Source organism: Acidisphaera sp. S103 (genome assembly GCF_009765975.1).
Lineage (GTDB): Bacteria > Pseudomonadota > Alphaproteobacteria > Acetobacterales > Acetobacteraceae > Rhodopila.
Genome location: NZ_LMUJ01000116.1, coordinates 1 through 12,976 on the forward strand (window position 1 = coordinate 1; position 12,976 = coordinate 12,976).

10 protein-coding genes, 1 tRNA gene and 6 pseudogenes are annotated in these 12,976 nt (G+C 60.9%); 13 read left to right on the top strand and 4 right to left on the bottom strand.

Annotated elements, in window-relative coordinates; translation table 11 throughout:
• Positions 1–89 precede the first annotated feature (89 nt).
• Positions 90–314: pseudogene (locus GSQ89_RS37990) on the bottom strand (IS110 family transposase); the annotation flags it as partial.
• A gap of 91 nt (positions 315–405) precedes the next feature.
• Between GSQ89_RS37990 and tnpA the strand changes: the two are divergent.
• From tnpA to GSQ89_RS38010, 4 genes and pseudogenes are all read left to right on the top strand, one after another.
• Positions 406–819, top strand: coding sequence for an IS66-like element accessory protein TnpA (gene tnpA / locus GSQ89_RS37995; RefSeq protein WP_158933313.1), 414 nt, complete (start codon positions 406–408; stop codon positions 817–819).
• Complete coding sequence (locus GSQ89_RS38000; protein ID WP_158933314.1) at positions 816–1,199, top strand: hypothetical protein; 384 nt, start codon at positions 816–818, stop codon at positions 1,197–1,199. The genes tnpA and GSQ89_RS38000 overlap by 4 nt, the downstream gene beginning before the upstream one ends.
• Before the next feature lie 447 nt (positions 1,200–1,646).
• Positions 1,647–2,064 (top strand): annotated as a pseudogene (locus tag GSQ89_RS38005) (transposase); the annotation flags it as partial.
• A gap of 427 nt (positions 2,065–2,491) precedes the next feature.
• Positions 2,492–2,875 (top strand): annotated as a pseudogene (locus GSQ89_RS38010) (transposase); the annotation flags it as partial.
• A 74-nt stretch (positions 2,876–2,949) separates the two neighbouring features.
• Here the strand turns inward: GSQ89_RS38010 and GSQ89_RS38015 are convergent.
• Both GSQ89_RS38015 and GSQ89_RS39725 read right to left on the bottom strand, forming a co-directional pair.
• A complete protein-coding gene (locus GSQ89_RS38015; protein ID WP_158933315.1) occupies positions 2,950–3,600 on the bottom strand; it encodes a PEP-CTERM sorting domain-containing protein in 651 nt (216 codons plus the stop codon).
• 305 nt (positions 3,601–3,905) lie between these two features.
• Positions 3,906–4,029: pseudogene (locus tag GSQ89_RS39725) on the bottom strand (IS630 family transposase); the annotation flags it as partial.
• Positions 4,030–4,094: 65 nt separating this feature from the next.
• Here GSQ89_RS39725 and GSQ89_RS38020 point away from each other — a divergent pair.
• Genes GSQ89_RS38020 through GSQ89_RS38030 form a run of 3 tightly spaced genes read left to right on the top strand, consistent with a single transcriptional unit; the run spans position 4,095 to position 5,444 of the window.
• Positions 4,095–4,535, top strand: coding sequence for an IS6 family transposase (locus GSQ89_RS38020; protein ID WP_158933316.1), 441 nt, complete (start codon positions 4,095–4,097; stop codon positions 4,533–4,535).
• Complete coding sequence (locus GSQ89_RS38025) at positions 4,523–4,774, top strand: transposase (protein ID WP_158933317.1); 252 nt, start codon at positions 4,523–4,525, stop codon at positions 4,772–4,774. Before GSQ89_RS38020 ends, GSQ89_RS38025 begins: the two co-directional genes overlap by 13 nt.
• A gap of 13 nt (positions 4,775–4,787) precedes the next feature.
• Positions 4,788–5,444 carry a transposase gene (locus GSQ89_RS38030; protein ID WP_158933318.1) on the top strand — a complete coding sequence of 219 codons (657 nt, stop codon included), beginning with the start codon at positions 4,788–4,790 and terminating at the stop codon, positions 5,442–5,444.
• 703 nt (positions 5,445–6,147) lie between these two features.
• On the opposite strand, the pseudogene GSQ89_RS38035 reads toward GSQ89_RS38030, so the two are convergent.
• A pseudogene (locus GSQ89_RS38035) lies at positions 6,148–6,504 on the bottom strand (transposase); the annotation flags it as partial.
• A gap of 201 nt (positions 6,505–6,705) precedes the next feature.
• Between GSQ89_RS38035 and GSQ89_RS38040 the strand changes: the two are divergent.
• The 6 genes and pseudogenes from GSQ89_RS38040 to GSQ89_RS38065 all read left to right on the top strand — a co-directional run.
• Positions 6,706–7,725: pseudogene (locus tag GSQ89_RS38040) on the top strand (IS110 family transposase).
• 580 nt (positions 7,726–8,305) lie between these two features.
• Positions 8,306–8,379, top strand: a tRNA-Val gene (locus tag GSQ89_RS38045).
• Positions 8,380–8,524: 145 nt separating this feature from the next.
• Positions 8,525–9,196, top strand: coding sequence for an XrtA/PEP-CTERM system exopolysaccharide export protein (locus GSQ89_RS38050; protein ID WP_254073574.1), 672 nt, complete (start codon positions 8,525–8,527; stop codon positions 9,194–9,196).
• Positions 9,197–9,209: 13 nt separating this feature from the next.
• Positions 9,210–10,778, top strand: a complete 1,569-nt coding sequence (locus GSQ89_RS38055; protein WP_158933319.1) for an XrtA system polysaccharide chain length determinant — start codon at positions 9,210–9,212, stop codon at positions 10,776–10,778.
• A 76-nt stretch (positions 10,779–10,854) separates the two neighbouring features.
• Positions 10,855–11,751 (top strand): hypothetical protein, encoded by an 897-nt coding sequence (locus GSQ89_RS38060; RefSeq protein ID WP_158933320.1) that lies wholly within the window; start codon positions 10,855–10,857, stop codon positions 11,749–11,751.
• 181 nt (positions 11,752–11,932) lie between these two features.
• Positions 11,933–12,976, top strand: a 1,044-nt coding sequence (locus GSQ89_RS38065; protein ID WP_216856661.1) for an outer membrane beta-barrel protein, incomplete at its 3' end; no start/stop codon positions are given.

Here is a 12,976-nt window from a genome sequence, read left to right on the forward strand (position 1 = left end):
TCAAAGCTGCGCCCATCTCGCTTCATGCCTCATCATAACAGCACAGGCACGCACGTACAAGCTGTTTGTCGTCTTAATTAACGACTGGTGAGTAACTTCACCGAATGCCCAAATGACTGAAGTAGCCGTGCCCAATGATGGCTGGCACCGCAAGCTTCGATCGAGATCACCGTTGGTGCAAGCTTCTCGAAGAACGCCACCATGTCTTTACGCCTCAGCTTCTTGCGCAGGATCGGCGCTTCGGCTTTGTTCACCCCGTGCAGCTGAAAGATGTGCTTCGACGTATCCATTCCGATTCGGCTGATTTGGTCCATGAATGGTCTCCCCTGTGTGAAATCAGTAACGACCCATTTTGGCACAATCGATGCCGCCGGGGGCCGTCCACACCAACAGAAGGAGGCGTGTGTGTCCGACGCGGAGATTGTCGCCAGGATCGAACGACGGCGAAAATGGACCGGAGAAGAGAAGGCCGCGCTGATCACCGAGGTGGAAGCCGAGGGTGGCAAGGTCAAGCTGGTGGCGCGGCGTCACGGGATCTCGGAAAGCTTGCTCTATAACTGGCGCTCGGCCTGGAAGGCGGCGGCGAGCGCAACGATCGGCTCATCGAGAGCGGTCGCGTTTGTGCCGCCGCGCGTATTGGATGTAGCGGAGAATGATGCACCGGCAGCGCCGCCGTTGGAGCCGCCACGAGCGCTCCCACGTGGCGAAGGCAGAGCCGGGGCGATCGAGATCGCGTTGCCGAACGGCGCCCGCGTCAATGCCTTCGTGAATGAGAAAGTGCTGTCGCGTGTCCTTCGCGCGATGAGGGGCGCGACATGATCAGCCTGGCGTCGGGGACGAAGGTGTTCCTCCCCTGCAGTCCGATCGACCTGCGTGCCGGGTTCAACGGCCTGGCGGCGAACGTCCAGCAGATGATCGGGCAGGATTCTTTCGGGGCAGTTTGTACATTTTCCGCGGCAAACGCGGCAGCTACCTTGAATGGCGGCGTGGCGTTGCTCGCCACGTGCCGAAAGGGCATTCGGCACGTGGCGACAGTTTGGTGCGGTTGGTCATCGGTCCACGCAATTCGCTTTTCTCCGCAGGTCTGCGCCCACGCGGAGCGGATGGTGCAAATCACGAAGGCGGACACCAGTCTCGCTGACCGGCGATCCCTCGATTGCGTGAGAAGCGGCGGTTCACGCATGGTAGACGTATGGTGACTGTGGGACGTCCTTATCCACGGCGGATATCTAACCATCCGGAGCCTGCCCTGGCTATCGCCACCCAGCCAACCGGTCGGCGATTCAGGAATCATCCCGGATAATTGGTGTGACCAAGGATCGGCGAAGACGCCGTTCGCACATCTCAGCCTCTTCCAAATAGAATGCGCGCCTTTCTTCCGAAGTGGCTGCTGTGGCTTCCATTCGTCGCCTGTCCGCGTATTCCTTTAGAGCTTGGGTATCGTAGAGGCGCTGGTCGAATGCGCGGGCTCTATCAATGCAATACCCAGGATATTTATTTAGCATATGATAACTTCCTGTCGGACATTGTTCGAAATATAACGTCGCCTGATTTGGACGCAAAATTTATGCCATCTTTATAAAACAATTGCTTAGAAGAATTTCGATAGACATGTTTGGCAAATATGTAAAATTAATCGACATCTGCTATGCGGCGGAATCGACGGCAGGGTCGAGACCTTCCCGACCCGCCCGTCGGAAGGCGACTGGCCGTATGACTGGCTGGACAGCCACCTATGTACAGATGCGCGACGCCGGGCACATCGTCGCCAAGGCGGTAACCATCGCGGTCGGCGTCAATAGCGACGGCAGGCGCGAAGTGCTCGGCATGGATATCGGCTGCTCCGAGGCCGAGACCGTCTGGGTTGAGTTTCTCCGCACACTCACTCGCGGCGGAATACACGGCGTGAAACTTGTGATCTCCGACGCCCATGAAGGACTAAAGGCGGCGATCACGCGGGTCCTGAACGCGGCCTGGCAGCGCTACCGGGGTGCGTACCCGCATGCGCAACTGGCAGCGGCCTTCGTCGCTACCGCGTTCGCTCAAGAGGACGCCGCGGCGGCCTCAGGTGAGGTTGTGGACCCCCGGGTCCAACGACATCAGGATTTGGGTTCTCCTGAATGGTGCCCGGGTTTGCCGGATAGGGCCCTCCAGAGGTTGGGGAGATGTCAAGGGCGGCGGATCGGCAGAAGTGCGTTCAAATGCGGTGCAGATGGCCGAGGTATCGGGCGCCCCGCTTCCTACCTTGTTGTCTATCCTGTAGCGGCGCGTCAAATCCGGGTCGTGCAGCCGTCTATCTAGAGCGTGATCCGAGCTGATCGTATCGAGGGGGATTCCCGAATCGGCTGTAATCGGATTCAAGCTCTCTGCCGCAGCGGGAGGCCGGCAGGGATGTCGAAGGCATTTTCGCTTGATTTGCGACAACGCGCTGTTGCTGCTGTGCGGGATGAGAGATTAAGCCATCGCGCCGCGGCGGCGCGCTTCAAGGTCAGCGCTGGGCAATAGCGGCATCGTCGCCCCGTTTGTCATCGACCGCCCGGTCAACCGGACGATCTTTGAAACCTGGGTGCAGCGCGTTCTTGTCCCCAACCTTCGTCAAGGTGACATCGTGATCATGGACAATCTGTCCAGCCACAAGGGCCCGCACGTGCGGGCCCTGATCGAGGCAGCCGGCGCGACGTTGCGATACCTCCCGCCCTACAGTCCCGACTTCAACCCAATCGAGAAAGCCTTTGCCAAGCTCAAGACCCTTCTCCGCAAGGAGGCCGCACGCACGGTCGAGGCGCTTTGGTCCGCTATCGGACGCATCATCGACCTCATCACTCCCGCAGAGCGCATCAACGTGTTCGCATCAGCCGGCTATGGTCCACACTGATCGGACTCCGCTCTAAGCGAAGGTAGTCACGTCACCCTTGCGAATGACGTGACGCCTGTTCGGGTCGATACCTTTTAGGCCCGGCGGCCGCGGCGAACCAGACCAATCCCCGTGAGGCCGGCGCCCAGCACGGCGAGCGACGCGGGTTCCGGAATTTGATCAATGGCGAAGCTTTGCGTGCCATCCAGACCGATGACGGCATTCGCGCTTCCGGCCAAGGTCGGCGCCAATGCGATCAGTTTGTTTGCCTCCGCAACCGTTGCGGCCGACGCCCCGCTGTACGAGAAATTGTCATATTCGACCGACCAGATCGCAAGTTGCACGCCCGCTGACTCGGTGGAGGTCGCTCCTGGTTCTGCCAGCAAGGCATCACCATAACCCACCAGGCCGGAAATTTCGTCGATCTGCGTTGTAGTCAGCGTGATACCGTGGAAGTCGGTGGAGATCGAACCCGTCGTATAGGGCAGGTCCTGTGCGCCGAGTCCGATGTCGTGGTACACGTCGATGCACCACACGTTAAGGGTGCCGATCGTTGTCGTAAGCACGAGTTGCCCGACATAGGCAGTAACCGGAACCGGCGTATTGAGCGTGATGATTTCCGGCAGATTGACGTCGACATTGGTTACTGTGAACGGCGTTGCGGCGGCGGGTGTTGCCCAGCCGACCATGGGCAGGCCGCCCAAAACGAATCCAATAACGAGACTTTTTGACCAAAACCGCGACATATCATTTTCCTACGTCTAACTAATACGACAAAGACCATATTACATATGCTTGCGACGCAATTAGTGTGCCAACTGAAAGCTCACACGAATTCAATGGATTACGAACAGCGTGCCTTGTTGCGCCGGGGCGGGCGTAAAGTTTTCCGACAAATTCTATCTGTCACGGAACCGATGACGGGCCTCCCACCGATGCGAGGCGGGGAATTTGATGCGATCGAGCCGTCCACGAAGAGAATAATACCAAGCGACTCATATTGGTGTAGTCGCGAACTGCGATCGAACGAACACGTGCGGATGCGGCGATGGAGTTTGTTCCATGCGATTGCAACAGGCGTCCGCGATCGCCTCGTACGTTGCATAGACGCGGTTGGTCAGATCGTTGTGGCGGAGTAAGTCCCAGATGTTTTCGACCGGACTCAGTTCGGGTGACTAGGGCGGGTATTGTCACGGTAATCAGGCTCGGCAGCGGCCACGGAGGCGGGTGAGACTGAGACATGACGTCGTCATCCGACCCGCATTACCGTCATCGGTTCCCTGCCGAGATCATCTACCACGCCGTGTGGCTGTACCATGTGTTCAGCCTCAGCCTGCGCGATGTTGAGCTGATCCTGGCAGAACGCGGTGTCGCTGTCTCCTACGAGACGCTGCGACGCTGGTGCAAGAAGTTCATCGCCAGTTTCGCCGAGCGCCTGCGACGCCGCCGGCCACGACCTGGCGACAAGTGGCACATGGACGAGGTCTTCATCCGCATCCAGGGCGTGCAGCATTATCTCTGGCGCGCCGTTGATCAGGACGGCGGTGTGCTGGACATCTTGATTCAGGCCCGGCGCGACGCCCAGGCGGCGAAGCGCTTCTTCAAACGGCCGCTGGCAGGTTTGCACTATGAGCCGCGACGCGAGGTGGCCAGGCTTGGTATTCTCCGTTGGCGATTCTGACGGCGCTGACGCTGCGCGCCGTGTTCCGCCTCGCTTATCCGCAGACTGAGGGGCTGATCGGTTCGATTACCAGCTTGTTCGGCCTGATGTTGCGGGTGCGGGACCACACAACGCTGAGTCGGCGTTCCGCGACGCTGGCGGTGCCACGGTTGAACCCGGCTGCTGCTGATGGCAATGTCCGCCCAATCCACTTGCTGGTGGACAACACGGGGCTGAGGTTATGCGGCGCGGGCGAGTAGCTGGTTGAAAAGCATGGCACAAAAGACTCGCCGCGCGCGGCGGAAGCTGCACCTCGGAATCGACGCCGAGACCGGCCAGATAGTGGCATCAGTGTTGACCAGCAAGGAAATCGACGATGGTGTCGCGGTCAGTCCGTCGCTCGACCAGCTCAGCGGCTCACTTTCCTCGTTCACCGCTGACGGAGCCTACGATCAGGATGGCATTTACGCCGTAGGCGCCAACCGCCGCCCTGAAGCGGCAGTGATCGTGTCGCCGCGCCGCACGGCGGTGCTCAGCGATATGGTTGCAATCGCGCCGACACAGTGCGATCGTAACCCCAAGCGCATTGCCGAGAAGGACCGTATGGCCTGGCAACAAGGCCCCGGCTACAGTCGGCGTGCAAAAGTCGAGACGGCAATTGGGCGATGGAAGCAGGTGGTCGGTAACGGCCTGCGTTCGCACACGGACGACCATCGAACGACTGAAGTCGAGGCGGCGGTCTCCATGTCCTCAATCGCATGCTGGCGCTCGGACGTCCGAACCATGTCCGCGCTGTCTGACCGTCACACCGGGGCTGGGTGGGGTCGCTGTGCGCAAGCCCCTGATCCCTGCACCATGCTGACGTTTGGAACTACTTTCGCGCCAACAAACTATCAACCTGTGTCTGGGGCACCTACGCTGAAATCGTGAAGGCATGCAATGAGTAGGCGCTGCAGAGAGGACGCTACATGACATTTGAAATCATCGCGCCGCTCAATAATGACCCCATCGTCAGCCTGCCCGCCGCGGCAGTCTGAAACATCCGACCATGCCGCCGGAGACAGTGATGCAGCCGTGGCTCTTACGCCACGTCGTTGGACACAATCGCTGCCTTACAGGTAAATCGGCCACCTGCGGCGATGCCTCTCAACTGAACCAATCCGTTGCAGCCGAAACTCTTTTTTCTGTGTTAGCTGGATGGCCAACCAGGCGAAAAATTCTAACGTTTGGCGTGCATTTCTCAGAGGTTCGTGGTATTAAGAGTTGTGCCGGAAGGTGGTAACACGCAATACCATGACAGATGATCCACACGACCAGATGCTTGGACCTGAGGTTAACGAACTTCAGGACCGGCGAAGGCCAAATCGACAGGACGTCAGCGACGAACTTATTCCGCTGCTTCGGAACCCCACCGGCGGCGGTTCGTTCATTTTAGATGAGACACGGCTGCTTGACATAGATGAGACGAGATCGTCTGATGATCTATCGGCCGCGCGGGGGGTGATTGTTAACACCTTTGTCGGAGTGCTGATCTGGATAGTCATAGGGCTCGTTGGGTTTGCCTTGCTCAGGTGAGGTTGTGGACCTCGTGTCCAACGACATCCGGATTCGGATCCTCCTGAACAACAACCCCGCTCGCCTGTTGCGCCTCATCCTTGACTGCAACGAAGCGCATGCTCGGCCGCTGAGCCGCCTCGCAGATTGCCTCGGCATCGGCGGCATCGTTCTTCTGCCGCTTCACGAACGGCTTGACATAGGCAGGCGGTATCAAACGGACCGTATGGCCCAGCTTGGCGATCTCTCGCCCCCGATGGTGCGCGCCGCCGCAAGCTTCCAATGCCACAAGGCAGTGTGGTTGGGATCGGAAGAACTCGATTAACTTGGCCCGCGTGAGCCTCTTACGAAATATCACATGCCCTGAGGCATCTGCCCCGTGCACCTGGAAAACCTGCTTCGCGATATCCAATCCGATCGTGCTAACCTCTGACACGGACGTCTCCCTCAAGTGGTGTTATCAACACCTCCACTTTGGCACACCGATGCCGTCGAGGGGGCGTCCACATGGGGTAATCGCGGGAGCGAGGCGCCCTGAAGCAGTCCCGGTCATGGAGACGGGTGGCTGTTCCCCGATAAGGTGAAGATACGGGCTCACGACCTGACGCCGGGCCCAAGCATCTAACGGAGAACAACCATGGATGACTATATCGGGCTCGATGTTTCGATGAGAGAGACTGCGGTGTCGATCCGGCGTGATGGAAAGCGCATTTGGCGCGGCAAGTGCGCGTCCGATCCAAAGCTCATCGCCAACCTGATCCGCAAGCGTGCGCCGATGGCGAAGCGGGTTGTGTTCGAGACCGGCCCCTTGTCGGTTTGGTTCTATCACGCGCTGACAGAAGAGGGTTTGCCGGCGATCTGCATCGATGCGCGTCATGCCAAAGCGGCACTCGACATGGCCGCCAACAAGACCGATGCGAACGATGCGGATGGTTTGGCCCATCTCGCAGAAGCCGGATTTTTCCGGGAGGTGCGGGTCAAGGGATTCAACAGCATGCTCGGCCGGACGCTGGTGGCAGCACGTACTCGGCTGGTCAGAATCACGACAGAACTCTCGAACCAGATCAGAGGGCTTATGAAGACCTTCGGACTGCTCATCCCCGCAGGCAAGGGAAGTACGTTCGAGAAGAATGTTCGCGGACTACTCGTCGATCAGGAGGGGCTGGCCCTGATCGTGCTGCCACTTCTGGAGGCCTGGCGCAGCACGCGCATCCGCGCCACTGAACTTGGGCGTCAACTGTCGCCGGCGCGCGCCAAAGTGACGCGTGTCGAATTCTCATGTCGATCCCCGGTGTCGGCGCAATCACCGCGACCTCGTTTGCAACAGCGGTCGAAGAGCCGGGGAATTTCAAAAAGTCACGCTCGGTCGGTGCCTGGTTGGGCCTGACGCTACCAGTCGGGTGAGGTCGACTATGATGGCCACATCTCCAAACGAGGTGATCAACATTTGCGCGGTCTTCTCTACGAAGCTGCCGTGGTCATCTTGACCCGCACCTCGGCCGACAGTGGTCTGCGGGCTTGGGGTCTCAAACTCAAGCAGCGGATCGGCTTCAAACGCGCCGCCGTTGCCGTGGCCCGCAAACTGGCCGTCACCATGCATGCGATGCTGAAGTCAGGCGCGCTCTCCGATCGAACTGCCGGAGCAGCGGCATCATAGCGCACCGATAGCGTTCAGCTCTGAACGCGCCAATACGTCCCTACCGGGGCGTGGGCAGAGCCATTCCGCTGATTGGGGTTGCACCGCTGAATCAGCATAGTGCGTCGTCCACATTGGAAGGTTCCTCCCGCGAAGCTCCATCATGCGGCGATTTATGTCGACCGCGAAGACGACCATGCACCCGGCATACGCTGTTGCAATCGAAACACCAAAAAGGTCTTGCATTTTGGCCCGCAATTAGACGACCCCATCAGAACCCTTGAGCCGGCCCACCTCGATGATTTGGACCTCTCCCCAACCGCTGCGCGCTTCCAGCTTGATCGTCCATTCCATGGTCTGCCCCTCCCGCACCCTGCACTGAGGCAATCGTTTTGAATTCGGTCCAGTCAGACCAGCGTTTTTCCACTCCCACGAGGACAAAACTAGCGCATTGAGTGGCGGGCGTCGCGCCAATCCCACCTTTTCGCTGGAGACACGTCCGCGTTGAACTGTCCCACCAGGGATGTTATACGAGCCTCACAAATCGGAGAGGCTGCCCGTCGATGGGAATTCGCCGTTCGGGCAGCCTGGTCGACGTGGAAGGCGTGTAGCTCATTGGCAGAGCGCTGCTTGAACATGGCAGATGAGGGGGTTCGATTCCTTCCGCGCCTACCAGCACCCGTGACCCGCCGTACGGAACCTGTTGCATGCCTGTCCGATGCGTCGCCCGCCATCCTGGCACCGTTCGGTTCTTCCAGAGGTTAACGTGATTCAAGATTGGCTCCGTCGGACGCGACAACACATTCGTGGACAGGCCGGCTTGTCCTGGCCGCTACGGCGCGATGCCGTCACATCCTGGATTCCGCGGTTCGCGCCGATGCTGGGGGTGGCCATCGTTCTGATGCTGACCGGCTGCGACACGACCATGTTCGGGGGCCACGCCCCGCCGCCGGTGGTTCAAAAAAGCACGGTCAAGATGCCTGACGAATACATCATCGGGTCCGGCGACCAGCTCAGCATCTTCGTTTATCGCAATCCCGATCTCAGCGAAGCCGGTGTCGCGGTGCGCCCCGACGGAAAAATCTCGACTCCGTTGATCGAGGACATCGTGGCCGCCGGCAAGACGCCCACGCAACTGGCCCGCGAGATCGAGCAGCGGCTGGCCAAATATATCCAGGATCCGAACGTTACGGTGATCGTGCGTGGCTTCGTCGGACCCGCTGACCGGCAGGTGCGGGTGATCGGCGAGGCGACCGATCCGATCGCGATCCCATACCGCGACAACATGACCCTGCTGGACGTCATGATCGCGACCAAGGGCCTGACCAAATATGCCGCCGGCAATCGCGCGGTCATCGTTCGCACCGGGGCTGACGGCAAACGGCAAACCATCAAGGTGCGGCTGAGCGACCTGATCAAGGACGGCGATATCGGCCAGAACATCGCGATGATGCCCGGTGATACGCTGATCATCCCCCAATCCTGGTTCTGAGGGCCTACCGGTCATGGATTCAGTGCGCATCCTGCTTTCCCAGTATCTGCGAGCGGCCTGGCGCCGCCGCTGGATGGGCGTGATCGTCGCCTGGGTGGTGTGCGGCATCGGCTGGGTCGCGGTCTATATGATTCCCAACCAGTATCAATCCGGCGCCCGGCTGTATGTCGACGCGGACGCCGTGCTGACCCCGCTGCTGCGCGGTATCGCCGCGGACTGGGCGCCGACGACGCAGTTGGAGACCCTGCAGCGTACCCTGTTGAGCCGGCCGAACCTGGAAAAACTGATCTCCAAGACCGACCTCGACCTGACCTTGAACAGCCCGTCCGACCGCGAACGGTTGCTGAGCCGGCTGGCCAGCGCCATCAAGGTCACCCCGCAGACCAGGAACCTGTTCACCATCTACTATCGCGACAAAAGCCCCAAGCTGGCGCACGACGTGGTCCAGACCCTGCTGACCATCTTCGTCGAAAGCGCCACCGGCGGCTCCCGGACGGATATGGAGAACGCGCGCCGCTTCCTGGAACGCCAGATACAGTCGTATGAGCAACAGCTTCGCGCGGCGGAGAAGCGCCGGGCGGATTTCCGAGCCCGTTACCTTGAAATCCTGCCCGCCGACAACAATCCAAACGTTCCGGCACTGGAAGGTGCTCGGGCCGCGGCGCAGCAGCTTGATGGCAAGTTGCAGGACGCCCTGATCGCCCGTGACGCCCTGAAGCAAGAGGTGGAGAACACGCCGCCGATGCTGGTCGTCGAATCCGGCGGCGCGAACGGCGCCACGGTCAACGGTCAGCCGGTGAAGACCCGGTTGCAGGACGCGCAAGATCAGCTTCGGATGCTGCTGCTGAAGGACACCGACCAGCATCCCGATGTGATCGCCCAGCGCAAGCTGATCGAGTCACTCAAAACCGCGCCGCCGGACATGCCCGCGCCGACCGCAACGACCAAAGCCGCCGACCACGACGCCGGTTCCAGCGGTGTCAAGCGCTCTGTGCCGAACCAGGTGTACGATCAGTTGAAGGTCAAGCTGATCGAAGCCGATACCGGCATCATCACTTTGCAGCGCCAGCGCGACGACGCGGTCCGCTATCGCGACCGCCTGGAGAAGATCCAGCGGGAGCAGCCGGGCCTGATCGCCGAATACCAGAACATGGACCGCGACTACACCGTGCTGCGGCGCAACTATGAGGAACTGCTTGGCCGCCTGCAGTCGGCGAATATCGCCGAGGCGGCCAATACGCAAGCCGACAACGTCAAGCTGCAGATCATCGACCCGCCTGAGATTCCCCGCTTGCCCGTAGCGCCAAATCGCCTGCTTCTCGTTACCGGTGTGCTGCTTGGCGGCCTGTTGACCGGTGCCGGCCTCACGGTGGTGTTCGGCCAGCTTGACCGGTCGTTCTCCACGGTGGACGAACTGCGCAACCTGGGCCTGCCGGTGCTAGGCGGTATCTCCGTGTTAGGCTTGATACCGCTGCGTCAACGATTGTTGACGGTGGTTCGGTTCGGCGCGGCACTGGCGGTGCTGGTTTGCGTGTATGGCGGGCTTATGGTCCATATCCTGCGGTCGGCGGCGCTGATCTAGTGACCCATTCCATCGAGGACACACGACCGCGGGACCGAGCGGTGCCCATCTTCACCGCCGAGGGAGCAAGCCGGTCATGCTGATACCGAAAGTATCCCATCTGGTTGAACGAGCGGCGGAACGTTTGCTGCGCTCCGGGGCGCGGGAAGACTCGTCGGCGCAACTGATGCGCCAGCCCGGCGTCGATACGGCGCTGGACACGGCGGATCACAACGCAGAGGCGGCGACGTCCGGGGCCGCGAGTATGCGATCCTCGCTATTTGCCCCTCCGCTGGCGCCGGTGAAATCGCCGTTGCCGGGTGCCATGCCGACCGCCGCCGAAGCCGCGCTGGCCGGGCTGGGGGCACCGCCGGAGGAGGGCGTGAATGCGGCCGACGATGGTCACGGGCTGCCAACCCCGCCCTTGGCGGTGCCGGCGATTCAGGCCCAGCCGCGGCCGGCCGCCGTGCTCGACCGTCCAGAGGACTTTACCGCGGCCGCACCGCTGCGTGGCGTATTGGCTGATCCCGCGGTGGGGATGTTGCTAGGACCAGCGTCAGTGGATGCGGTGTCGCTGGAACGCGCTGGCATGGTCGACTGCTCGCGCACCGGTACCCGCGTCTCGAGGAATTCCGGCTGGTGCAGCCCCAGATCATCAGCTCTGCCTTCGGGCCGGGTGCGGAACCCGGCTTCTCCAATCTGTTGCTGGTCACCAGTGCCCGGTCCGGTGAGGGCAAGAGCTTCATGCCGGTATGCCGACCGGCTGCTGATCCTCGACGCCCCGCCGTGCCTGTCCACCTCCGATCCGGCGGTCCTGGCCCGGGTGGCTGGACAAATCCTGTTCGTGGTGGAGGCCGACCGCACCCAGCGCGACGAGATCGAGGCTTCGCTCGACCTGATCCAGGCGTGCCCGACGATCACCATGGTCCTGAACAAGCAGCAGATATCGTCCCGCTATACGTTCGGTGCCTACTCCTCGTACTACTCGTCCTGACCCGGCGGCCCGCGACAACGTTATGATTTCGGGCAAACCCCTGGCGTGGAGGCGGACTGCCGTAAATGGCTGGTCCGTTGTTGGACTGGGCGCCGCTTTGCTGTTGACGCAGGCCGGTAGCGCGGCGGCATTCCCGTTTATTGATCCGACGAACGAAGATCAGGTGCCGCAAGGCACCGATTTGGCGACGCCGGACGCGCAAACCCTGCAGCACCAGTTGCAACTCGCGAACGGCTTCGGGGCGCCGGCGGGTGGTGGGTGGACGATCGTGCCGAGCCTGAATGTGGACGAAATGTTCACCGACAACGTGTTGGAAGTGAACAGTCCGCGCCGGTGGGATCTCGTCACGCTGGTTACCCCGGGAATCTCGATCGCCGGCGATTTGCCGCGGCTTCAGGTGAAACTCGATTACAATCCCACCTTGTCGCTTGCCGCCCGTACGGACTCCCAGGATGCGATCTCTCAGTCCCTGAACGGGACCGCGCTTCTGACGCTTGTTCCGGACCTTGCCTTTGTCGATGTGCGCGCCCTGGCGTCCGTTCAATCGACATCCGGCCTGGTGGCCGGGGCATCGGCGGGCAATACAGGGACATCCGTCTCACCGACCAATAGCACCGTTGGCCTGGCCAACCAGGATCGCATACAAACCACCAATATCGGGGTCTCGCCTTACCTGCTGCACAAATTCGGCGACTTCGGCACCGGCAAGCTGGGTGTTTCCGCCAGTGAAACGCAGTACGCCACATCCACGGGATTCGCGGTGTCGCCGTTCCCGACTGGCGGTGGCCAGGGAGGGAAGCAGCTTACCACCGAGGAGATCGCCCAGTTCACGACCGGCGAGTTTCTCGAGAGGTTCTCGGATACGATCTCAATCGACCTGACCCAAAGCACCTCGAGCGCGAACAGCGTGATCAACGCGGCGGGCAATGTTACGGCCGTCCCCACGACCACCTTCAATTCCCGGCGTGACACGGCTCAGGACCAACTGAACTATGCCGCAAACCGTTGGGTCACGGTTTTCGGAACGCTCGGCTACGAAAGTATCTCCTATTCGCAAACCCTGGCGCAAAAAATCGATGACATGACATGGAGCGTCGGTGCCACGCTGACCCCCAACCCCGACAGTGATCTGACCATCAGCTACGGCCATCAGAACGGCTCTAACTCGATCCAGGCCTCGGCCCATTACGAGCTTACCGCCCGTACCACTATTTCGGGCAGCTAC

Bases quoted from the DNA above. Each gene is read 5' to 3' on its own strand.
- GSQ89_RS38020 (WP_158933316.1), top strand. From the start codon at position 4,095: ATGACGTCGTCATCCGACCCGCATTACCGTCATCGGTTCCCTGCCGAG.
- GSQ89_RS38030 (WP_158933318.1), top strand. From the start codon at position 4,788: ATGGCACAAAAGACTCGCCGCGCGCGGCGGAAGCTGCACCTCGGAATC.
- GSQ89_RS38015 (WP_158933315.1), bottom strand. From the start codon at position 3,600: ATGTCGCGGTTTTGGTCAAAAAGTCTCGTTATTGGATTCGTTTTGGGC.
- GSQ89_RS38000 (WP_158933314.1), top strand. From the start codon at position 816: ATGATCAGCCTGGCGTCGGGGACGAAGGTGTTCCTCCCCTGCAGTCCG.
- GSQ89_RS38060 (WP_158933320.1), top strand. From the start codon at position 10,855: ATGCTGATACCGAAAGTATCCCATCTGGTTGAACGAGCGGCGGAACGT.
- GSQ89_RS38055 (WP_158933319.1), top strand. From the start codon at position 9,210: ATGGATTCAGTGCGCATCCTGCTTTCCCAGTATCTGCGAGCGGCCTGG.